Genomic DNA, 24,047 nt, shown 5'->3' with positions numbered 1-24,047 from the left:
CTAGCCAGGAGGCATCACGAGAGGTCGGAGAGTTCCCCGTCGATGATGTCGAGTAGCCGGTCCACCGGGACCGAGTTGATGTCCTCTTCGGACGAACGCGTGGCGGCGGGCTTGCGCAGCCGCTGCAGGATCGCTTCCAGGCGTTCGCCGATGACCTGCGTGTCGGCGGTCTCCGCCCACAGCGCCGCTTCGAACCGGTCGAGTTCGCTCGCCGCCGACCCGCGCGGTGGCTCGGTCACCAGGTTCTCGCCGAGGTAGGCGGCCACGGCCCGCGGGGTCGGGTAGTCGAACACCAGCGCCGCGGGCAGCGACAGGCCGGACTTCACCCGGAGCCGCTCGCGCATCTCCACCGCGGTCACCGAGTCGAACCCCTGCTCGCGGAACACCCTGTCCGCCGGAATCGCTTGTGGACGGTCGTGGCCCAGCACCGCGGCCGCCTCGCCCCGCACCAGGTCGAGCAGGAGCCGGGCGCGATCGGCTTCGGACAGGTCCGCGAGCCGTTGCCGCAACTCCGGTTCCGCGCCGGTCTCCGGTTCGGCGGCCAGTGCCGCGGCCACCTCGGGCAGGTCGGCCAGCAGCGGGCTCGGCCGGGTCGCGGTGAAGCTGGGCGCGAACCGCTTCCAGTCCGTGTTCGTCACGGTGAGCAGGGTTTCGCCGTCCTCCAGCGCCTGCTGCAACGCGGCGATGGCCAGCCGCGGTTCCATCGGCAGCACGCCGACGCGGCGCATGTGCTCGGACAGTTCCGGGTTGTCGGCGCCGAGTCCGGCGTCGGCCCAGGAACCCCAGGCGATCGACGTCGCCGGCAGGCCCTGGCCGCGGCGGTGCGCCGCCAGCGCGTCCAGGTAGGCGTTGCCCGCCGCGTATCCGGGCTGACCACCGCTGCCCCAGCTCCCCGCGCCCGAGGAGAACAACACGAGGGCGTCCAGGTCACCGGTCAGCTCGTGCAGGTTCCACGCGGCGGTCAGCTTCGAACGCAGCATTCCGTCCAGTTGGGCCGCGGTCACCGAGCCGATCGGCGCGTCCCCGACTCCGACCCCGGCGGCGTGCACCACCGCGTTCACGTCGAGATCGGCCAGCACCTCGCGCAGTGCGTCGCGGTCGGCCGCGTCGCAGGCCACGACGGTCACCCGCGTGCCCTCGGCTTCCAGTTCGGCCGTCAGCTCGGCGGCGCCGGGCGCGTCCGGACCGCGGCGGCTGGTCAACACCACGTGCTCGGCTCCGCTCGCGACGGCCCACCGGGCGACGTGCCCGCCGAGCCCGCCCGTGCCGCCGGTGATCAGGACCGTGCCGCGCAACCGCCAGTCCTCCGGCCGCGCGCCGGTGGCCGGGGCGTGCACCAGCCGACGGCCGAACACCCCACCGGCCCGGACGGCGACCTGGTCCTCGTCGCCGGTCAGCACCGCCGCGAACCGCTTCCCGGCCTGCTCGTCGAACTGCTCGGGCAGGTCGACGAGCCCGCCCCAGCGGCGCGGCAGCTCCAGCGCGGCCGACCGGCCGAGGCCCCACAGCGCGCCCTGCTCGGGGCGGGTCACCTCAGCCGGGTTCCCGACCGCCACCGCACCACGCGTGACCAGCCAGACCGGCGCCTCGATCCCGGCATCGCCCAGGGCCTGCACCACTTCGACGGAGTAGAGCAGCCCGGCCGGGACGGCACCGTGCGACGGCGCTTCGCTCAGCCCGGCCAGCGAAACCACCCCGGCGAACTCGTGCCCGGCGAGGTCCTCGAACTTCGCGGTCATGGCCTTGCGGTCGGACACCTCGACGCGCACCACGTCGGGGCCGAGCGCGGCGAGCACCGCGGTGGACCACTCGTCCTCGCGGTCCACGACCGCCAGCCACGACCGCCCGGCCGGAGCGGCGGGCTCGGGCAGCCGCGCCCACGACTCGCGGTAGCGCCAGGAGTCCACAACGGACTGGGCGCGCCGCCGGTTCCGCCAGGTCGCCAGCGCGGGCACCATGGTGGCGGCGATCTTGGGGTCGACCTCCAGCGTCGCGGCCACGGTGGCCAGGTCACCGTCGTCGACCAGGCTCCAGAACGCGGCGTCCACCGGGTCCGAGCCGGTCGCGGTGGCCGGGGCGGCCAGCTCGGGCCAGAACCGCTGCCGCTGGAAGGCGTAGGTCGGCAGGTCCACCCGGCGCGCCCCGGTGCCGGTGAAGACCGGCCGCCAGCTCACCGGCACCCCGCTGACGTGCAGTTTCGCCAACGCGGTGAGCGCGCTGACCTCCTCCGGGCGGTCCTTGCGCAGCAGGGGGACCAGCGTCGCGTCGGGCGCCGAGTCCGCGGCCATGCCGGAGAGCACCCCGTCCGGGCCCAGTTCGAGGAAGACGTCCGCGCCCGCGTCGGCCAGCGCGCGCACGCCGTCGGCGAAGCGCACGGTGCCGCGCACGTGCTGGACCCAGTAGTCCGGCGAGCACAGCTCGGCGCCGGTGGCGACGGCCCCGGTCAGGTTCGACACCACCGGCACCCGCGGCGCGGTGAACGACAGCCCCGACACCACCGCCCGGAAGTCATCCAGCATCGAGTTCATCAAGGGTGAGTGGAACGCATGGCTGACCGGCAAACGCCTAGACTTCCGCCCCTGCTCGGCGAAAGACCCGGCAATACCGGCCGCGACCTGCGCGTTTCCGGAGATCACCAGTGACCGCGGGCCGTTGATCGCGGCGATCGAGACCTCGTCGGTGAGCAGCGGCGCGACTTCGTCCTCGGTGGCCTCGATGGCGATCATCGCTCCGCCGGCGGGCAGGGCCTGCATCAGCTTCGCGCGTGCTTCGACGAGCTTGCCCGCGTCGTCCAGGGTGAGCACCCCGGCCACGTGCGCGGCGGCGATCTCGCCGATGGAGTGCCCGGCCAGGTAGTCGGGCCGGACCCCCCACGACTCGATCAGCCGGAACAGCGCGACCTCGATGGCGAACAACGCGGGCTGCGTGGCGCCGGTCTGGTTCAAGGCCTCCTCGTCGGTGCCCCACATGACGTCGCGGACGTCGAGGTGTTCGAGCACCTCGTCCAGCGCCCGGGCGAACACCGGGAAGCGCTGGTACAGCTCGCGGCCCATGCCGATCCGCTGGCTGCCCTGACCGGAGAACAGGACCGCCACCGAACGGTCGGCGGCCTCACCGCGCGCGACCTCCAGGCCGTCGATGAGCACCGCGCGGTGCTCGAAGACCGACCGCGAGACCACCGTGGAGAAGCCGATGTCCAGCGGGTCGCCGTCGAGTGCGCGCAGCCGGTCGGCCTGGGCGTCGAGCGCGGTGGCCGAGCGGGCGGAGACCAGCCACGGCACCACCGACGGCGTGACCTCGGCGGGCTCGACCACCCGCGGTTGCGGTGGCGCCTGCTCGACGATCACGTGCGCGTTGGTCCCGCTGATGCCGAACGACGACACCCCGGCCCTGGCCGGGCGGTCGTGCGAAGGCCAGTCCCGCTGCTCGGTGACCAGTTCGACGGCACCAGCCGACCAGTCCACATAGGACGAGGGCTGGTCCACGTGCAGGGTCTTCGGCAGCACGCCATGCCGCAGCGCCTGCACCATCTTGATCACCCCGGCCACGCCGGCGGCGGCCTGCGTGTGCCCGAGGTTCGACTTGACCGAGCCCAGCAGCAGCGGCTGTTCGCGATCCTGGCCGTAGGTCGCCAGCAGCGCCTGCGCCTCGATCGGGTCGCCCAGCGTGGTCCCGGTGCCGTGGGCTTCCATCGCGTCCACATCGGACGGCTTCAGCCCGGCGTTCGCCAGCGCCTGGAGTATGACGCGTTGCTGCGACGGCCCGTTCGGCGCGGTCAGCCCGTTCGACGCGCCGTCCTGGTTCACCGCGCTCCCCCGCAGCACGGCGAGAACGGTGTGCCCGTTGCGCTTGGCGTCGGAAAGGCGTTCCAGGACGACAAACCCGACGCCCTCGGACCAGCCGGTGCCATCGGCCGCGTCGGCGAAGGACTTGCACCGCCCGTCTGGCGCCAGCCCGCCTTGCAGCGAGAACTCCACGAACGTCTGCGGGGTAGACATCACCGCGACCCCACCGGCCAGCGCCAGGTCGCATTCGCCCTCGCGCAGCGACTGCCCGGCCCAGTGCATCGCGACCAGCGACGAGGAGCACGCGGTGTCCACGGTGACCGCCGGGCCTTCGAGCCCCAGCGCGTAGGACACCCGGCCGGACACCACGCTGCCCGCGTTGCCGATGCCCCAGTACGCCTCGGACCCCTCCGGCGGATCGGCCAGCCCCCAGCCGTAGTCGTGGTACATCACCCCGGCGAACATCCCGGTCTTGCTGCCGCGCAGGGAAAGCGGGTCGATCCCGGCCCGTTCGACCGCCTCCCACGAGGTTTCCAGCACCAGCCGCTGCTGCGGGTCCATCGCCAGCGCTTCACGTGGGGAGATGCCGAAGAACCCGGCGTCGAAGTCCGGTGCGTCGTAGAGGAAACCGCCCTGCTGGCAGTAGGTGGCGCCGGATTCGGAGCCGAACAGCCTGGCCAGGTCCCAGCCGCGGTCGGCGGGGAAGTCCGAGACCACCTCGGCGCCCTCGGTGACCAGCCGCCACAGGTCCTCCGGCGACCGCACCCCACCGGGATACCGGCAGGCCATGCCGACGATGGCGATCGGCTCATCCGGCGCGCCGGTCTCGACGACGATCTTGGGCGCCTGCTCGCCGAGCAGCACGGCCCGCAGGTGCCGGGCCAGCGCCACCGGGGTCGGGTAGTCGAAGGCCACCGTCGCGGTCAGGCCCAGTCCGGTCGCGGCGGCCAGGCGGTTGCGCAGTTCCACCGCGCTGACCGAGGTGAACCCCAGTTCGCGGAAGGTCTTCCCGGCACCGGCGCGCTCCCCACCGGTGATACCGGGGATGGTCGCCACCTCCGCGCGGATCAGGTCGACCAGGAAGGTTTCCCGTTCGTCCGCCGACATCGCGGCGACGCGTTCCTTCAGCGAGGCCGAATCGGTGGTGGGCGCGGTGTCGACCAGACCGCGCAGCAGGGCGGGCACGGTCCGCGACGCGGTCTGCTCGTTGACCCGCATCACCACCGCGTGCGGCAGGTCCATCGCGGTGACCGCGTCGAACATGGCCAGGCATTCCTGAGTGGACAGTTCGGCCGCCTGCGCGGCGGTGCCCAGCGCCACGCACACCGCGGGCATCCGGCGGGCGCGGCGGTACTGCGCGAGCGCGGTCAGGAAGGCGGTGGCGGCGGCCTGGTCACCGCGTCCGGCGGCGCCGAGCGCACCGGCGACCGAACCCAGCAGCACGAACGCCGACAGCTCGCCGGTCAGCTCGTGCAGGTTGACCGCACCATCCACAATGGAGCGGAAAGCCAGGCGCCGGTCGCCGGGCGGGGCGGACGGGCTCTCCACCTCGCCGTCGCAGTGCAGCACAGCGGTGACCGGCCGCTTCAGCCCGCCGAGCACCCGGCCGAGCGCTTCGCGGTCACCGAGGTCGCAGGTCGCCGTGGTGACGCGGGCGCCGAGCTTGCCCAGTTCGGCTTCCAGCTCGTCGTCACCCGGGTTGATCAACAGGAGGTTCCTGGCACCGTGCGCGCTGACCAGGTGCCGGGTCAGCGCCACGCCCATCGGGCCGGTGGCGCCGGTGACCACCACCGTCCTCTTCGGATCGAGGTGCATCGGCTGCCCGTCGGTGTTCGCGGTGACGCGCATCAGCCGCGGGCGGAACGCGATCCCGCCGCGGATGGCCAGCTGCGGCTCGTCGGATCCCACCGCGAACGGCAGCACCGGCGGCGAGTGCTCGTCGAGGTCCACCAGGACGAACCGGTTCGGGTACTCCGCCTGCACCGACCGCAGCAGGCCCCACAGCGAGGCGTGCACCAGGTCGGTGACGTCCTCGCCGGCGCCGGTGGCCAGCGCGCCCCTGGTCACCACGACCAGGCGGCAGCCGGCGAGCCAGTCGTCGTGCGCCCACGACCACAGCAGGTCCGACAGTTCGCGCATCGCCTCGTGCGCGGCATCGGTCCCGGCACCACCGGTCGGGCAGCACAGCACGGCGACCTCCGGCACCGGCTCACCCAGCGACGCGGCCACGTGCAACGCGGCGGCGTCGGCGTGTTCCCGCACCGACATCCCGGCCGAAACCAGGCCCTGGGTCAGTCCGAAGTGGTCCGGGCCGAGCACCGCCCAGTCGGTCGGCGGTGGCGCGGTGCTGGGGCGGACCGAAGGCAACGGCACCCAGTCGGTCCGCAACAGGGACTCGTGCCTGCCGCCGCTGGCCGCGCGCAGCCGGGCCGGGCGGTCGAGCAGCACGTGCCGGGTGATCTTGCCCGACGGCGTGCGCGGCACCTCGTCGATCTCGTACAGCTCCTCGGGCACCTTGAAGTTCGACAACTGCTCGCGGCAGGTGTCGAACAACAGCTCGGGGTCGAGGCCGGGACCGGGCACGACAAAGGCGATCGGCACCTCGCCGAGCACGTCGTGCGGGCGGCCGACCACCGCCACGTCGGCCACGCCCGGCACCTTGCGGAGCACTTCCTCCACTTCGCCGGGGTGGATGTTCTCGCCGTTGCGGATGATCAGTTCCTTGATCCGCCCGGTGATGGTCAGGTAGCCGGCCTCGTCGGCGCGGGCCAGGTCACCGGTGCGGTACCAGCCGTTCGACATCGCCTCGGCGGTCGCCTCCGGCTGGTTGTGGTAACCGACCATCAGGTTCGGCCCGCGGAACCACAGCTCGCCCTCGTCGCCCGAGGCCACGTCCAGTCCGGTGTCCGGATCGACCAGGCGCACCGCCACGCCGGGGATCGGCAGCCCGCACGAACCGTCCACCCTGGTCCCGCTGATCCCGTTGACCACGAAGGAACCGCAGGCCTCGGTGCTGCCGTAGCAGTCGAGCAGCGGGACGCCGAACGCCCGCTCGAAGGAGTGCCGCAGCGCCGCCGGGCAGACCGTGCCGCCGGTCAGGCAGGCCCGCAGGTGGTGCGCGCGGACCTCGGTACCGGCCGAGGCCTCGAGCAGGTAGTGGTAGAGCGCCGGGACCCCGGCGAGGAAGGTGTACTCGTCCTCGCCGAGCGCGCGCAGCACGTCCTCGGCGGCGAACCCGTCCATCAGGTGCGCGGTGGCGCCGACCGCGGTCACCCCGAGCACGGTGAAGATGTGCGCGAGGCTGTGGTGCAGCGGCAGCGGCCACAGCACCAGGTCCTCTTCGGACAGTCCGATGATCGGCGCGTAGCAGGCGGCCACCGACCACAGGCAGCTGCGCTGGGTGGACAGCACGCCCTTGGGTTTGCCGGTGGTGCCGGAGGTGTAGAGCATCCAGGCGACGTCGTCGAGTTCCTGGTCGTCGCGCGCGGGCAGGTCCGGCGGGGTGGCCATCAGGTCCGCGTAGGACACCACGGCCGGGTGCTCCGGCACCGGCTCGTCCCCGGTGAGCACCACGCGCAGGTACGGCCGCCCGGCCAGCAGCGCGAGCACCTGCGCCAGGTGGGCGGGATCGGTGATGACCACGCTGGCCCCGCTGTCGTCGACCACGTGCTCCAGCTCGGCGGCCGCCGAATGCGGGTTGAACGGCACGCCGACCCCGCTGGCCCTGGCGATGGACAGGTAGCTCTCGATCACCTCGACCGAGTTGCCCAGGTAGATCAGCGCCCGGTCGCCTGGCTGCAACCGCAGTCCCGCCAGGTGCCCGGCCAGCCTGCCGGTGCGCCGGTACAGCTCCGCGTAGGTGACCGCCCGCCGGTGGTCGCGGAAGGCCACCTTGGCCGGCATTCGCTCAGCGTGCGCGGCCAGCAGTTCGGGCAGGGGCCGGATCAGCTCTGTACGCAACATCAGCGGAACTCCCGGGATCGGCGGTGCAGTTCACCGGCGCGATGCTGCCCGTCGCACAACGGCAATTTCCCTGCATCACCCCCCTGTGACCCCCCTATCTTCGTCCCGGTGCAGTCATTTCCCTAGTGTGTGCGCGAGCGTGCCGATCGCGGCTCGGACTGCTGGTAGCGTCCGGTTTTGTGCACATTTTCCACCGTTGACCCCGCTCGCCAGCCAACGCAGGAGATGTTGCCGAATGCAGCCCACCATGCGCCGGGCCGAACCCGGCCCGCTCCCCGCGGCCGAGCAGCCGGACTGGCGGCACCACCGCGACTTCGAGCGCACGCAACGGCGGCTTTCGGCAGCCGGCCCGCTGGTCACCGAGGCGGAACTGCTGGAGGTGCGCGGCGCGCTGGCCGCGGTCGCCGACGGTTCGGCACGCGTGCTGCAGGCGGGTGACTGCGCCGAGAGCTTCGGTGACGCCAGTCTTTCCCGCACCGCCGCGAAGGTCACCGTCCTCACCGAACTCGGCGATCTGTTCGCCAAGAAGGTTTCCCAGCCGGTGGTCCGCTTCGGACGGATGGCCGGGCAGTACGCGAAACCACGCTCGAACGCGTTCGAAACGGTCAACGGCGTGGAAGTGCCGGTCTTCCGCGGGCACCTGGTCAACTCGTTCGAACCGGACTTCGCGGGCAGGCAGCACGACCCGCGCCGCATGCTGTGGGCGTACCAGGCCAGCGCGGACGTGCTCGGTGCGTTGCGCACGCACTGGGAACCCGGGCGCAGCGGCCCGTGGACCAGCCACGAGGCGCTGGTGCTCGACTACGAACGCCCGCTGGTCCGCGCCGGGCTCGGCGGTGACTACCTCTCGTCGACGCACTTCCCGTGGATCGGCGAACGCACCCGGCAGCTCGACCACGCCCACGTCCACCTGCTCGCGTCGGCGGTGAACCCGGTCGGCTGCAAGGTCGGACCCGGTACCGATCCGGAAACCGCGCTGCGCCTGTGCGAACTGCTCGACCCCGACCGCACGCCCGGCAGGCTGACGCTGATCGTGCGGATGGGCCGCGCGATCGAAGCGGCGCTGCCGCCGGTGGTGCGCGCGGTGCGGGCGGCAGGGCACCCGGTGGTCTGGCTGAGCGATCCGATGCACGGCAACACCGTCCGCGCGGAAACTGGGCAGAAGACCAGGTACCTGGCGGACATCATCGACGAGGCCGCCGCTTTCACGCGGATCGTCGAGGGGCTGGGCGCGCACCCCGGCGGACTGCACCTGGAAGTGGCGGCCGCCGACGTGACCGAATGCGTGGGCGGGCCGGTGGCGGGCGAACGACAGCTCGCCGACCGCTACGAGTCGCTGTGCGACCCGAGGCTCAACCCGGAACAGGCCTTCGAACTGATCGACACCGTTTTCTAGAGCGGATGGGACATGCCAGAGACTGAACGCTACGACGCCGACGTGGTGATCGTCGGCAACGGACCGGCCGGCCAGACCCTGTCCATGCTGCTCGCCCAGCGCGGGTGGCGGGTGATCGTGCTGGAGCGCTGGCCGGAGCCGTACCCGTTCCCGCGCGTCAAGGGGTTCGACGGCGAGACCGCGCGGAACTTCGCCGCCGCGGGCATCGGGGACGCGCTGCCGGAGATCTACGAGCGGCTCGGCGAGTACGAGTTCCTGAACTCCGCCGGGCAGCGACTGATGCGCTTCGACGTGCCGTTCGAAACCGGCCGTGACGGCTGGCCACCCGCCGTGGTCATCCACCACCCCACGCTGGAGGCGGCGCTCTCGGAGCAGGCCGCGAAGCTGCCGACGCTGAAGGTGCTCACCGGGCACACCGCGATCGGGCTGGCCGACCACGGCTCGTACGTCGAGGTCGAGGCGCCGGGTCCGCACGAGGGCTACGACCGGATCACCGCGTCGTGGGTGATCGGCTGCGACGGGGCGAACAGCTTCGTGCGCGAGCACATCGGCTCGACCAACACCGATCTCGGCTTCAAGCAGGACTGGCTGCTGTGCGACGTGCTGTTCCACGAGCCGCGCGAGTTCCACCCGAACGACCGGCAGATCTGCGACCCGCTGCGGCCGACCACCATGGTGGCCAGCGGGCGCGGGCACCGGCGGTGGGAGTTCCGGCGGCTGCCGGGCGAGACGGTCGAGCGGATGAACCGGCCGGAGAACGTGTGGCGGCTGCTCAAGCGGTTCGACGCGACGCCGGAGAACGCGACGCTGTGCCGTCACACCATGTACACCTTCCAGGCGCGGATCGCGGACAAGTGGCGGGAGGGCCGGGTGCTGATCGCCGGGGACGCGGCGCACCTGATGCCGCCGTTCGCCGGGCAGGGCATGTGCTCGGGCGTGCGGGACGCGGCGAACCTGGCCTGGAAGCTGGACCTGGTGCTGCGCGGGGTGTCCGACGCGGCCCTGCTCGACGAGTACCCGGCCGAGCGCGACCCGCAGGTGCGGCACGCGATCAACGTCTCGGTGGAGATGGGGAAGATCATCTCGGAACTGGACACGGTGGCGGCTGCCGCGCGGGACACGCACCTGCTCGGCATGCAGGCGGCGCCGTCCGCGGACGGTTCGTCGTCGGAGGATTCTTCTTCGTTCTATTCGCTGGAAACCGGTGTGGTGCGGCGGAATTCCGCTGGGGAGCCGCTGGCGCCCGCGGGTGAGCTGAGCCCGCAGGGGCGGGTCACGCGGGGTTCGTCGACGGGGTTGTTCGACGACGTGGTGGGCCGGGGTTTCGTGCTGATCTCGACGTTCGACCCGTACTCGGTGCTGGACGGCGCGGACCTGGAATTCCTGGACGAGATCGGGGCGCACGTGGTGCGGGTGGTGCCGTCGGCGGCGGCCGAGCCGTTCGAGGTGGAGGACACGGATGACGTGTACCTGCCTTGGCTGGCTTCGTCGAAGGTGGTCGGAGCCTTGGTACGGCCGGACTTCTACCTCTACGGGGCGGCGGCGGACCGGGCGGACCTCTCGACCATGGTGCAGGAGCTGCGCTCGCACCTGACCGCGCGGGCCGGGGTACCGGCCTAGTGGTGTGAATGTGGCTTTCACTGCGGATTTCGCAGTGAAAGCCACATTCACACCACTTCAGGCGGTGCCCGCCAGATCAGGCGGTGCCCGCCAGGTCGGTGAGCAGGTCGGCGGGCAGGTCTTTCCGGTACTTCACGTTCAGCTTCCGGTAGACCCGTGTCAGGTGCTGTTCGATCGTGCTCGGCGTGATGAACAGCTTGTTCGCGATCTCCCGGTTCGTGTACCCCACGGCGGCCAGCGCGGCCACCCGCCGCTCGGCGTCGGTCAGGGCGTCGATGCCGTTCGCCGCGGGGGTCTTCCGCCGCGCCACCTCCGGCTTCGAGCGGCTCGGCAGCAGTTCCTCGCACAGTTCCGCGGCATCGCAGGCGTTGGCCACGTGCCACGCCCGGCGCGCGATCGTCCACGCCCGCCGGTGTTCCCGCAGTGCCTGGTGCGTCCGGCTCAGGTCGGCCAGCGCCAGCGCCAGCTCGTACTGGTCCCCGTGTTCCTCCAAAATGGACACGGCGTCGGCGAGCAGCTGCGGCCGGGTGTGCGGCTGGCTCGTCGCGGCCAGCAGGCGCAACGCCGTGCCCCGCGTCCGCGAGCCGCCGGGGCCCAGTTTCGCCAGTTGCTCGTTGATCAGCCGTCGCGCCTCGTCGCGGTTGCCGTGCCGCAGCCACGCCTCGGCCGCGCTGGTCCGCCACGGCACCAGGCCCGGCATGTCCAGGCCCCAGCTCGTCATCAGCTCACCACAGGCCAGGAAATCCGCCAGCGCCGCGTAGTGCCGCGAAGTGGCCAGGTAGTGGGTCCCGCGCGCGGCCAGGTAGTGCAGCCCGTGCCGGCTCTGGAACATCGCCTCCGGCACCGACTGCTCCAGCCGCTTCGCCGCCTCGGTGTGCCTGCCCATCCGCGTCAGCGCGGTGATCAACGCGCCCAGCGGCAACCCCGCGCCGACGCCCCAGCCGGTCGGCGGCAGCAGGTCGAGCGCGGTCTGCGCCTGCTCGACGGCCACCGGCAACTCCCCGCGCCGCACCGCGATCTCCGCCCGCGCGGCCGCGTACAACGCCTGGCTGACCGGGGTCGCGGCTTCGGGCAACAGTCGTTCGCAGGCCGTTTGCGCGACCTCCAGCCGGTCGGCGTAGACGAGCGCCAGCAGCGCCGTCAGCGCCGTCTCCGGTCCCCACGAGACGCCGTCGCTCGGCCGCGCCGCCTCCAGCACCTGCTCCGCGTCGGTGACCACCTGCTCGCCCGGCCCGTGCGTCAGCACCCCGGCCAGCGCGGCGGTGGCCTTCAGCGCGGGCCCGGTGGTCAGGTCCAGCGACCGCCTGGCCGCGTCCGGCGGCACCTGACCCCGCGACGCCAGCGCCGGGTGCGAGCAGGCCAGCCACAGCTCCATCGCCCTCGCGTCTTCACCCGGATTCGTGCGCGCCACCGGGCGGGCCAGCTTCTCCACCGCTTCCAGCGCGCGCTTGGCCTCGGTGAACTGCCCGTCCCACAGCAACTGCCGCACCAGCGCCAGCACGTCCGGCTCGGCGAGCCGGTCCACCGAGGTGACCAGCGGCGGCAACCGGCGGGCGGCGGCCGAGGGGTTGACCCGCCACTCGGCCCTGGCGAGCCGGGCGGCGATGGCCGCGCGCTCCGCCAGTCCCGGGCAGACGCGGTGGGCCAGGTCGAGCAACCGCACGGCGTCGGTGATCCGCTCGTCCCGCAGCGCCTGCTCGGCGGCCTCCACCAGCACGGGCACGGTCCACGGGCTGTGCGCGTCCTCGGCGTCGAGCAGGAAGGGCGCCACCTCACCGGCGGGCGCGCCCTGGTCGTGCCGCAGGCGCGCGGCGGCGAGGCTGCGCGACCGGCGATCGGCCGCGGACATGTCACCGAGCACCGCCGCCCGCGCTTCCGGGTGCCGGAACTGACCGTGTTCCAGCAGCTCGGCGGCGTTGAGCAGGTCGATCGACGCGGTCACGGCCGCCTCGCCCAGCCCGCCGAGGTCCGCGATCATCGCCGGACTCGCCGCGTCCCCGAGCACGGCCAGCGACCGGGCCACGGCCAGCACCTCCGGCTCGCAGCGGTGCAGGCTGCTCAGCAGGCCCTGGCGGAAGCACCGGCCGGGCACCACCTCACCCGGCTGCTCGGGCAGGTCGGCCAGCACCGCGCGCACCAGCAGCGGGCTGCCCCCGGTGATCGGGTACAGCTTCGGCGCGAGCCGCCGCGCCCGCCGCCCGCCGAGCTGCTCGGCGGCCAGCGCGGCCACCCCGTCCTCGGACAACGGCCGCAGCTCCAGGTGTTCGGCGCCCTGGCGCGCGAGTTCCTCGTGCAGCGGCGAATAGCCGGCGCGCGGACTGTCCACTTCGGTCAGCACGAGGAGGATGTCCGCGGTGTGCAGCCGTCTCAGCAGGTAGCACAGCCAGTGCACCGATTCGGCGTCGGCGTGCTGCACGTCGTCGACGGTGACCAGTACCGGGCCCTGCTCCAGCAGGACGCGGCACAGCGAATGCCGCACGCGCGCGGCCTCCCGCGCGTCGGTCTCGCCCGCGCCGATCTCCAGGATCCGCTTCAGCCGGTCCGCGGTGGACGCCGGCAGGTCGAGGCCGTGGAACAGCTGGTGCACCACACCGAACGGCAGCGCGCGTTCCGCCCGTGAGCACGAAGCCGCACACCGCCGGTACCCGGTGACGGCCTCACCCAGCGCGGTCAGCAACTCGGTCTTACCGGTGGCGACCGGGCCGGTGAGGCGCACCACGCGGCCGCCGCCCGCCTCGAGCAGCCCGGTCAGGCGGTGCCACTGGGCGGCGCGCTCGACCAGCCCCGCTGGCTGTTCCGCGCCCGGCTCCGGCATGCTCGCGCACTCCTCGTTCCGACCCACTCCACCACCTGCACTGAATCACGTATTTCCCCTGCACACCCCGGGTACTAGGGGTTTTCCTCGAGTTGCCGTGAGCCCCGGGACAACGGTTCCGGCGGTGCGTCATGCTCCGGTCCATGGCGCCCGAGAGTCCGAGCCGCCCCATCCTGTTCGTCAGCTATTCCGAGAGCGGATTGCTGAACCCGATGCTCGTGCTGGCCGAAGAGCTGTCCCGGCGCGGCGTCGCCGGGCTCTGGTTCGCCACCGACGAGAACCGCCGCGATGCGGTCGAGCAGCTCAACGCGGGTTCCCCGGTCGAGTTCTTCTCACTGGGCGACCCGATCCCCGAACTGTCCTCCACCACCTGGGACGACGAGACCTACCGGCGGGTCACGCAGAAGTCTAAGTTCAAGGCCCGCCGCGCGGTCATCGAGCAGACCGACAAACCCCGGCTGCGGATGGCCAAGTACCGCAGGCTGGAAGAGGCCGTGGAGAAGATCGACCCGGCCCTGCTGGTGATCGAGAGCATGTGCCGGTTCGGCATCGAACTGGCCATCACCAGGAAGATCCCGTACGTGCTGAGCGTGCCGTTCGTGCCGAGCAACCTGCTCACCTCGTACGTGCCGATCGGCAAGTCGTACACCCCCAAGGGTTTCCCCGTGCCCCATTCCGGGTTGCCGTTCCGGGGCACCCTGGCGCAGCGCGTGAGCAACCGGCTGTTCGGCTGGCGCACGCTGACCATGGCGATGTCCAAGGAGATGCGCGCGCGGCAGGCCGAGGACGCCCAGGTCCGCGCGGAACTCGGCGTGGCACCGGAGGCGTTCGGCCAATTCGTCCGGGTGGAGCAGGCGGAACTGGTGCTGTGCAACACCATTCCCGAGCTGGACTACCCGTTCGAACTGCCGGAGAAGGTGCGCACGGTCGGCGCGCTGGTGCCGCCGTTGCCCGAATCGGACGACACCGAACTGGCGGACTGGCTGTCCGACCGGGATTCGGTGGTCTACATGGGATTCGGCACCATCACCCGGCTCACCGCCGAGCAGGTCGGCGCGCTGGTCGAAGTGGCGCGGCGGCTCGACGGGCAGCACGACGTGCTCTGGAAGCTCCCGGCCGAGCAGAAGAAGTGGCTGCCACCCGCCGACCAGCTGCCCGGCAACCTGCGGATCGAGAGCTGGGTCCCGTCTCAGCTCGACGTGCTCGCGCACCCCAGCGTGAAGCTGTTCTTCTCGCACGGCGGCGGCAACGCCTACAACGAGAGCGTCTACTTCGGGAAACCACAGGTGATGCGGCCGCTGTGGGTGGACTGCTTCGACCAGGCGGTGCGCGGGGAGTCGTTCGGCATCAGCCTGACCCTGGACCGGCCGCACGGCATGGACGTCGACGACGTGCTGGACAAGGTGACCAGGGTGCTCGGCAACAGCGCGTTCCGCACCCGCGCCGAGCGGCTTTCGCGCCTCCAGCACCAGGCGGGCGGCCGCGAGAAGGCCGCCGACCTGATCCTCGGCCTCCCGGCGATGGCGAAGGACTGAGCGGAGAAATGGGCTACAAGTACCCGGTTTCCCAGCCCTGGCTGGAAGGTCGTGAGCTGGAGTACGTGACCAAGGCGGTCACCGGCAACTGGATCTCCTCGCAGGGCCCGTACGTCCGGCAGTTCGAGGAGGCCTTCGCCGCCTACAACGGCATCGAGCGCGGCGTGGCCTGCTCGTCCGGCACCACCGCGCTGACGCTCGCGCTGCGCGCGCTCGGCGTCGGCCCCGGCGACGAGGTGCTGGTCCCCGAGTTCACCATGATCGCCACCGCGTGGGCGGTCACCTACCTGGGCGCCACCCCGGTCTTCGTCGACTGCGGCGACGACCTGAACATGGACCCGGGGCTGATCGAGGCCAAGATCACCCCGCGCACCAAGGTGATCATGCCGGTGCACATCTACGGCAGGCGCTGCGACATGGACGCGATCATGGAGCTCGCGTTCGAGTACAACCTGCGCGTGGTCGAGGACACCGCCGAGGCGCACGGGGTGCGGCCGGTCGGCGACATCGCCTGCTACTCGCTGTTCGCCAACAAGATCATCACCTCCGGTGAGGGCGGCATCTGCCTGACCGACGACCACCGGCTGGCCGACCAGATCGCGCACCTGCGGGGCATGGCGTTCAACAAGGAGCACAACTTCCTGCACAAGAAGCTCGCCTACAACTTCCGCATCACCAATCTCCAGGCCGCCGTCGCGCTGGCGCAGGTGGAGCGGCTGGACGAGATCCTCGAACGGCGCGCGGCGATCGACAAGCACTACACCGCCGGCCTCGAAGGCATCGACGGCATCACGCTGATGCCGCCGCGGGACGTGCTGTGGATGTACGACCTGCTGGCCGACCGGCGGGACGAGCTGATGGCGCACCTGGCCGCCGAGGGCATCGAGACGCGGTACTTCTTCAAGCCGATGAGCCGCCAGCCCGGCTACCTCGCCGAGGGCTGGGAACGGCTGAACGCGAACCGCTTCGCCGAGACCGGCCTGTACCTGCCGACCTACACCCAGCTGACCGAACCGGACCAGGACTTCATCATCGGGAAGATCCGCGCGTTCTACGGGGAAGAGTGATCATGTCGAGTGTCGAACAGCCGATGGTCCCGTTCATGCTGCGGCGGCCGGGCCAGCCGTTCCCCCCGAACGAGTACGCGCAGTTCCGGCAGCTGGACGGGCTGGTCAAGGCGTCGCTGCCGACCGGGGGCTCGGTCTGGCTGGTGACCAGGCACGAGGACGTGCGCAAGGTGCTGACCGAGCCGAAGATCAGCTCCAACCCGTCGAAGGAGGGCTTCCCCCGGCCCGGCCGGACCGGGGGCGCGCCCTCGGCGCACGAGGTGCCCGGGTGGTTCGTCTCGCTCGACCCGCCGGAGCACACCCGGTTCCGCAAGGCGCTGATCCCGGAGTTCACCGTGCGCCGCATCAAGGAGATGCGCGAGGCGGTGGAGACCATTGTGGACGGTGTGCTGGACCGCATGCTGGCCAAGGGGAACTCGGCGGACCTGGTGGCGGACTTCGCGCTGCCGGTGCCATCGTTGGTGATCTCCTCACTGCTCGGCGTGCCCAAGGTGGACCGCGACTTCTTCGAGTCGAAGACGCAGATCCTGGTGACCATCAGCTCCAGCGACGCCGAGCGCGACGACGCCAGCCAGCAGATCCTGCGTTACCTCAACCGGCTGATCTCGCTGCGGCAGAAGCGGCCGGGCGAGGACCTGATCAGCAGGCTGGTCTCGGCGGGCACGCTCGACCCGTCGGAGATCTCCGGGGTGGCGATGCTGCTGCTGATCGCCGGGCACGAGACCACCGCGAACAACATCGCGCTGGGCGCGATGACGCTGATCGACAATCCACAGTGGATCGGTGACGAGCGGGTGGTCGAGGAGCTGCTGCGGTACTACTCGGTGGCCGACATGGTGGCGCTGCGGGTGGCCGTGGAGGACGTGGAGATCGGCGGTCAGCTGATCAAGGCCGGTGAGGGCATCGTGCCGCTGGTCGCCGGCGCCAACCACGACGCCGCGATGTTCGAGCGGCCGGGTGAGTTCGACCCCGGCCGGTCCGCGCAGCACCACGTCGCCTTCGGTTACGGCGTTCACCAGTGCCTCGGGCAGAACCTGGTGCGGGTCGAGATGGATGTGGCCTACCGCAAGCTGTTCGAGCGCGTGCCGACGCTCAAGGTGGCCGAGGCTCCCGAAGGCCTGCCCTACAAATACGACGGTGTGCTGTTCGGGCTGCACGCCCTGCCCGTTTGCTGGTAGGAGACTGGGGAATGACAACTTCGCAGGACGAGCTGCCGTCGCTGGCGACGGAGCGGGAAGGCCTGCTGCGGCTGCGGCCGAGCACGCTGCTGCGGGATCTGCAGGAGCAGGCGCCGATCTGCCGGGTGCGCACGCCCGCCGGGGACGAGGCGTGGTTGGTCACGCGCTACGCCGAGGTCAAGCAGTTGCTGATGGACGAGCGCATCGGGCGCTCGCACCTGGATCCGGGGTCCGCGCCGAAGTACGTGGACAACCCGTTGCTGGACATGCTGATCATCCCGGACCACGAGGCCGCGCGGGACGCGCACAAGCAGACGCGGGCGTGGCTGGCGCCGAACTTCACCGCGCGCCGCGTGCTCAACCTGAAGCCGCGGGTGGAGGCCATCGCGGCGTCCACTTTGGATTCCTTTGTGGAGTCCGGTCCGCCGACCGATCTGCACGGCGGGTTCTCGTTCCCGTTCGCGCTGCTGGTGCTGTGCGAGCTGATCGGCGTGCCGCTGGACGAGCGGGACCGGATCCTGGAGCCGTTGCAGCAGATGGGCGGGGTGGACGACCGGGAGGACGCCGAGGGCGGGATGGGCGCGATCTTCGCGTACGCCGCGGAACTGGGCGCGCGCAAGCGGGCGGAACCCGGTGAGGACGTCATCTCGCGCATGGTGCAGAACGGCGCGACGGACGAGCAGGTGGGGCCGATCGCGGCGAACCTGCTGTTCGCCGGGTTGGAGAGCGTCGCCTCGCACATCGATCTCGGGGTGGCCCTGCTGTCGACGAACCCGGGGCAGCTGGAAGCGGCACTGGCCAACCTGCCCACCGCCGTGGAGGAAGTGCTGCGCGCGGCGAAGGCGGGCGGGTCGGCGCTGCCGCGGTACGCCGCGGAGGACATCGAGATCGGCGGGGTCACCATCCGCGCCGGTGACCTGGTGCTGATCGACTTCACCCTGGCGAACTTCGACACGCAGGCCTTCGACGAGCCGTCGACGTTCGACGTGACGCGCTCGCCGAACGCGCACCTGACGTTCGCGCACGGGATCTGGCACTGCATCGGGGCGCCGCTGGCGCGGGTGCAGTTGCAGGTGGCCTTCTCGGCGCTCTTCACTCGGCTCCCCTCGCTACGCCTGGCCGTCCCGATCGCCGACCTCCAAATGCGCGGCGGCGGCCTGGCAGACGGCCTGGGAGGCCTGCCGGTCACCTGGTGATCGCAGTGAATGTGGCTTTCACAGCGGATTCGGCAGTGAAAGCCACATTCACTGCACCGCCCAAGCGGCGAACGCGACGGGAGCCGGGCACAATACGAGAGCCGGACACGAAACGGGAGCCGCGGGCACAAAACGGGGACCCGGGCGCGAAACGGGACCACCTGCCCACCCATCCCCTCCCCATCCCCGGTCCACAGCCCAAAACACGGCGAAGGCCTCGATGTCAAGGCATCTTTCCCGCCTTGACATCGAGGCCTTCGCCGTAGTCACACTGAAATACCGGGGTGGCCCCGGCCCCGGCCCACCCCTCAGCGCACCGTGGTCAGCCAGTCTTCGATCACCTCGGCGGTCAGGTGGGACGACTCCTTCACCATCGCCATGTGGTCCGCTTCGATCATCCGCACCTCGGTCGTCGGGATCGGGACCTCGGTCATCGCCGTCTCCAGCTCGGTGCCGTCGACCTCGACCGCGCACCGGATCAGCAGGGTGGGCGCCTCCGGGTGCAGGCCGATGTCGGTCATCTTCATGAACCAGTGCGCCATCGCCGACAACCGCGCGCTGTTCATCTTCACCGCCGGCGAGTCCATCGTGTTGAAGTAGTTGTTCGACACCGCGTCGAAGTTGATGCCCTCGTTGCTGTCGTACCGCAGGCTCAGCGTGTCCAGCAGGATCACCGCCTCCGGGCTGATCCCCCACGTCTGCTCCAGCACCGCCGCCGCGAAGTAGGCCAGGGTTCCCCCGGTCGAGTGGCCGACCAGCACGAACGGCTCACCGTCGCTCGCCTCCAGCACGCTCTCCGCGACCACCCGCGCCGCCGCCTCCGTGGTCGCGGGCAGGCTCTCGCCCGGCGCGAAACCGACCAGGGGCAACGCCGACACGTGCCGCTTGCCCCGCAGGTGCGCGGCGATCCGCGCGTACATGTGCACCCCGGCACTCGCCCCCGGCGCGCTGACGCAGATCAGCCTCGGGTTCGACGGGCCCTCGGCCAGCGTCACCGCACCCGGCAGTTCCTCCAGCTCAGCCGGCGTGTCGAAGGTCGGCCGCAACTGCGCCACGTACTTCAGCATCCGCAGCCCTTCCACCGCCTTGCCCTCGTTCACCGCCTTCATGAACAGGCCCTGCACGGTGTCGTTCGGGTCCACCAGCTGCTGCGCGCCACCGGCCCCAGCCGCAGGCGAAGCCGCCGCGGGCAGTTCGCCCAGCAGCCACTCCGCCAGCTTCGACGGCGTCTTGTTGTCGAACACCACCGAACTCGGCAGCTTCATGCCCAGCAGCTCCGACAGCTGGTTCCGCAGCTCCACCGCGATCAGCGAGTCGAAGCCCAGTTCGAGGAAGTCCCGCTCCGGGTCGACCTCACCGGCATCGCTGTGCCCCAGCAGCACCGCCGAGGTCTGCACCACCAGCTCCTGCAACGCGTCCTGCTGCCCGGCCGGGTCCATGCCGCGCAGCCGGTCCAGCACGGTCACCGACGCCTTCTCCGTGGTGGCCACGACGGGATCGCCGAGCAGACCGCGGAACAACGGCGCCGCGCCGCCCTGGGACCGCTGGCCCTCCTCGTTGAAGTGCATCGGCACGACCACCGCGTCCTCACGCGAGATCGCCGCCTCGAACAGCGCCATGCCCTGGTCCGGCGTCAGCGGCGGCATGCCGGAGCGCATGATCCGCTCCATCGCGGCCTGGCTCAGCCCGCTGGTCATCCCGCTTTCCTGCGCCCACGGCCCCCACGCCAGCGACGTCGCCACCAGCCCGAGCCCGCGCCGGTGCTCGGCCAGCGCGTCCAGGAAGGCGTTGGCCGCGGCGTAGTTGCCCTGCCCGACCGCGCCGGTCACCGAGGACACCGACGAGTACAGCGCGAACACCGGCAGGTCCATCGACCGCGTCGCGACGTGCAGGTTCCACGCCGCGTCCACCTTCGGCCGCAGCACCGCGTCGAGCCGCTCCTGGGTCAGCGAACCGACCAGGCCGTCGTCGAGCACACCCGCCGCGTGGATCACCGCGGTCAGCGGGTGCTCGGCGGGAATCGACTCCAGCGTCTCCGCCAAGGCCGCCGCGTCGGCGACATCGCAGGCCGCCACCGTCACCGAGGCACCCAGCTCCGACAGCGACGCCTGGAGCTCGGCCGCGCCCGGCGCCTGCGGGCCACCCCGCGAAGCCAGCACCAGGTGCCGGACCCCGCGCTCGGCCACCAGGTACCGCGCGAGCACCTTGCCCAGTCCGCCGGTGCCGCCGGTCAGCAGCACCGTGCCCTCGGGGTCCAGTTCGCGCCGCGGCAGGTTCTCCACGTCCAGCCTGGCCAGCCGCGCCACGCGCACGCTTCCCTTGCGCAGCACCACCTGCGGTTCGTCCGAGGACAACAGCGCGGGCAGCACCGCGGGCGAGGTCTCGGTGTCGTCGAGGTCCACCAGCAGGAAGCGCCCGGGGTTCTCCGACTGGGCCGAGCGCACCAGGCCGCACACCGCGGCGGCGCCCACGTCGGTCACCTTCTCCCCCGGCAACGCGACCGCGCCGCTGGTGACGAAGACCAGCTTCGAGTTCGCGAACCGCTGGTCCTCCAGGCTTTCCTTGATCAGGTTCAGCACGCGCCCGGTCAGCTCGTGCACCGACGCGGGCCCGTCGGTGTCCACCCGGCCGGCCACCGACACCAGGAACACGTCCGGCGCCAGGCCGCCGTCGACCAGCGTGCCGGTCAGCGTCTCGCCGTAGGCCGTGATCGTCTCGCCGGCGCCGTACATCTTGTGCGCCATGTCGAACTCGTCCGCACCGATGACGGCCCACCGCGCGCCACCCGCCGGGGTCAGTTCGGCCGTGCCCGGAGCCCAGTCCAAATGGAACAGCGAAGGGTGGCCGCTGGGCAACTGCGGCGCACCGGTTTCCGGGCGCGCGCCGCCGGTCGGCCAGAAGCGCTGGTTCTGGAAGGCGTAGGTGGGCAGGTCGACGCGCTGGGCGCCCATGCCGGTGAAGTACGCGGGCCAGTCCAGCCGGACGCCGCTCACGTGCAGCTTGGCCAGCGCGGTCAGCAGCGACTTCTCCTCGGGCCGGTCCTTGCGCAACGACGGGACGACGGCGACCTTGCGCGGCGCGTCCTCCAAGCTTTCCTGCGACAGCGCGGAAAGCACCCCGTCCGGGCCCAGTTCCAGGAACGCGCCGACCCCATTGGACACCAACGAGCCCACGGCGTCCGCGAACCGCACGGCGTCGCGGACGTGCCGCACCCAGTACTCCGGCGAGGTCACGTCCCCGCTGGTCACCACCGGGATCTCCGGTTCGGCGAAGGACAATCCCGCCACCACCCCGCGGAACTCGTCCAGCATCGGGTCCATCAGCGGCGAGTGGAAGGCGTGCGACACCGACAGGCGGTTCGTCTTGCGGCCCTCACCCTCGAACTTCGACGCGATGGCGGCCACGGCGTCGTCCTCGCCCGCGATCACCACCGAGGACGGACCGTTGACCGCGGCGAGCGAGACGGTGTCGCCCAGCAGCGGCGTGACCTCCTCTTCGGTGGCCTTGATCGCCACCATCGCGCCACCGGTCGGGAGAGCCTGCATCAACCGCGCCCGCGCGGAAACCAGCGTGCACGCGTCTTCCAGCGACAGCACCCCGGCCACGTGCGCCGCGGCGATCTCACCGATCGAGTGCCCGGCCAGGTAGTCCGGCTTGGCACCCCACGACTCGACCAGCCGGTACAGCGCCACTTCGAGCGCGAACAACGCGGGCTGCGCGTTCCCGGTCTGGTTCAGCGCTTCGGCGTCGTCGCCCCACATCACGTCACGGACGTCGAGGTGCGCGAACACTTCGTCCAAAGCGGACGCGAAGACCGGGAACCGCGCGTACAGCTCCCGGCCCATGCCGATCCGCTGCGAGCCCTGCCCGGTGAACAACACGGCCAGCGACCGGTGTGAAGCCGTGCCGCGAGCGAGTTCCTCGGCACCGGCCAGCACGGCCCGGTGCTCGAACTGCGAACGCGTGGTGGCCAGCGAGTAGCCGACGTCGACCGGGGAAAGGCCCGAAAGTTCCTTCACCCGCGAGATCTGGGCGTCCAGAGCGGCCTCGGACTTGCCGGAAACCAGCAGCGGCACCAGTTCCGTGCGCACGCTCGCCGGTTCGGTGGTCACCTCGGCCGGCGGGGCCTGCTCCAGGATCACGTGGGCGTTCGTACCGCTGACGCCGAACGACGACACCCCCGCGCGGCGGGCCCGTCCGGCGTCCGGCCACGGGGTCGGCTCGGTCAGCAGCTGAACCTTGCCCACCGACCAGTCCACATGGGACGAGGGTTCGGTGACGTGCAGGGTCTGCGGCAGCTGGTCGTGGTTCAGCGCCATGATCGTCTTGATCACGCCCGCGACCCCGGCGGCGGCCTGGGTGTGCCCGAGGTTCGACTTGACCGCGCCCAGCAGCAACGGGCGTTCGCGGTCCTGGCCGTAGGTGGCCAGCAGTGCCTGCGCCTCGATCGGGTCGCCGAGCGTGGTGCCCGTGCCGTGTGCCTCCACCGCGTCCACATCGGACGAAGACAGCCCGGCACTGGCCAAGGCGGCCCGGATCACCTCGCGCTGCGAAGGCCCGTTCGGCGCGGAAAGGCCGTTGGAGGCACCGTCCTGGTTGACCGCCGAACCCCGCACCACCGCGAGCACGGGGTGCCCGTTGCGCTGCGCGTCCGACAGCTTCTCCAGCACCAGCACGCCGATGCCCTCGGACCAGCCGGTTCCGTCGGCGCTGTCCGAGAACGCCTTGCAGCGTCCGTCCGGCGCGAGCCCGCCCTGCCGGGTGAAACCGGCGAAGTTCGACGAGGTGGTCATCACCGTGACACCGCTGGCCAGGGCCAGCGAACATTCCCCGCTGCGCAGGGCGTGCCCGGCCAGGTGCATCGCGACCAGTGAGGACGAGCACGCGGTGTCGACGGTGACCGCCGGGCCCTCCAGCCCGAAGGTGTAGGACAGGCGCCCGGAGATCACGCTGGCCGAGGTGCCCATGCCCGCGTGGCCCTCGACGTCCTCCTGCGACGCGATCAGCACGTGCCCGTAGTCCTGGCCGTTCGTCCCGGCGAACACACCGGTCCGGCTGCCGCGCAGGGAAAGCGGGTCGATCCCGGCCCGCTCGATCGCCTCCCACGACACCTCCAGCAGCAACCGCTGCTGCGGGTCCATCGCCAGCGCCTCACGCGGGGAGATGCCGAAGAACCCGGGGTCGAACTCGGCGGCGTCGTAGAGGAAACCGCCCTGCAGCGTGGCGCTCTGGCCCTGGCCGTCGCCGGCGAGCACGCTGAGGTCCCAGCCGCGGTCGGTCGGGAAACCGCCGATCGCGTCGGTGCCGCCGGACAGCAGCGCCCACAGGTCCTCCGGCGAGGCCACCCCGCCGGGGAACCGGCACGCCATGCCGACCACCGCGATCGGTTCGTGCCTGCCCGCCTCCGCCTCCTCCAGGCGGCGCCGGGTCTCGTGCAGATCGGCGGTGACCCACTTCAGGTATTCAACGAGCTTCTCTTCGTCGGGCATCGT

At 71.4% G+C, this 24,047-nt stretch carries 8 protein-coding genes and 1 pseudogene; 6 read left to right on the top strand and 3 right to left on the bottom strand.

Going from position 1 to position 24,047, the window contains the following annotated elements; all coding sequences use genetic code 11:
- Nucleotides 1-14: 14 nt before the first annotated feature.
- The gene (locus JYK18_RS46775) at nt 15-7,748 is read right to left on the bottom strand and encodes a type I polyketide synthase (protein WP_242579285.1); all 7,734 of its coding nucleotides are present in this window, start codon (nt 7,746-7,748) and stop codon (nt 15-17) included.
- 247 nt (nt 7,749-7,995) lie between these two features.
- On the opposite strand from JYK18_RS46775, the gene JYK18_RS20345 reads away from it, so the two are divergent.
- Nucleotides 7,996-9,144, top strand: a complete 1,149-nt coding sequence (locus JYK18_RS20345; protein WP_242579284.1) for a 3-deoxy-7-phosphoheptulonate synthase — start codon at nt 7,996-7,998, stop codon at nt 9,142-9,144.
- Nucleotides 9,145-9,156: 12 nt separating this feature from the next.
- Entirely contained in the window at nt 9,157-10,764 is a 1,608-nt protein-coding gene (locus JYK18_RS20340) for a bifunctional 3-(3-hydroxy-phenyl)propionate/3-hydroxycinnamic acid hydroxylase (RefSeq protein WP_206803537.1), read from the top strand.
- A 76-nt stretch (nt 10,765-10,840) separates the two neighbouring features.
- On the opposite strand, the gene JYK18_RS20335 is transcribed toward JYK18_RS20340, so the two are convergent.
- Nucleotides 10,841-13,606 (bottom strand): LuxR family transcriptional regulator, encoded by a 2,766-nt coding sequence (locus tag JYK18_RS20335; protein WP_206803536.1) that lies wholly within the window; start codon nt 13,604-13,606, stop codon nt 10,841-10,843.
- A gap of 116 nt (nt 13,607-13,722) precedes the next feature.
- Between JYK18_RS20335 and JYK18_RS20330 the strand changes: the two genes are divergently transcribed.
- The 4 genes from JYK18_RS20330 to JYK18_RS20315 are packed head-to-tail and all read left to right on the top strand — an operon-like array spanning nt 13,723 to nt 18,555.
- Nucleotides 13,723-15,114 (top strand): glycosyltransferase, encoded by a 1,392-nt coding sequence (locus tag JYK18_RS20330; protein ID WP_206803535.1) that lies wholly within the window; start codon nt 13,723-13,725, stop codon nt 15,112-15,114.
- Between the two features lie 8 nt (nt 15,115-15,122).
- On the top strand, nt 15,123-16,181 hold the full coding sequence (locus JYK18_RS20325; protein WP_206803534.1) for a DegT/DnrJ/EryC1/StrS aminotransferase family protein: 1,059 nt from the start codon (nt 15,123-15,125) through the stop codon (nt 16,179-16,181).
- Between the two features lie 2 nt (nt 16,182-16,183).
- Nucleotides 16,184-17,359, top strand: a complete 1,176-nt coding sequence (locus JYK18_RS20320; protein WP_206803533.1) for a cytochrome P450 — start codon at nt 16,184-16,186, stop codon at nt 17,357-17,359.
- Between the two features lie 11 nt (nt 17,360-17,370).
- Complete coding sequence (locus JYK18_RS20315; RefSeq protein ID WP_206803532.1) at nt 17,371-18,555, top strand: cytochrome P450; 1,185 nt, start codon at nt 17,371-17,373, stop codon at nt 18,553-18,555.
- Between the two features lie 308 nt (nt 18,556-18,863).
- Here JYK18_RS20315 and JYK18_RS20310 read toward each other — a convergent pair.
- Nucleotides 18,864-24,008 (bottom strand): annotated as a pseudogene (locus JYK18_RS20310) (SDR family NAD(P)-dependent oxidoreductase); the annotation flags it as partial.
- Between the last annotated feature and the right edge of the window lie 39 nt (nt 24,009-24,047).

The sequence above is a fragment of the Amycolatopsis sp. 195334CR genome (assembly GCF_017309385.1).
Lineage (GTDB): Bacteria > Actinomycetota > Actinomycetes > Mycobacteriales > Pseudonocardiaceae > Amycolatopsis.
This window is presented reverse-complemented; position numbering and strand designations above follow the sequence as displayed.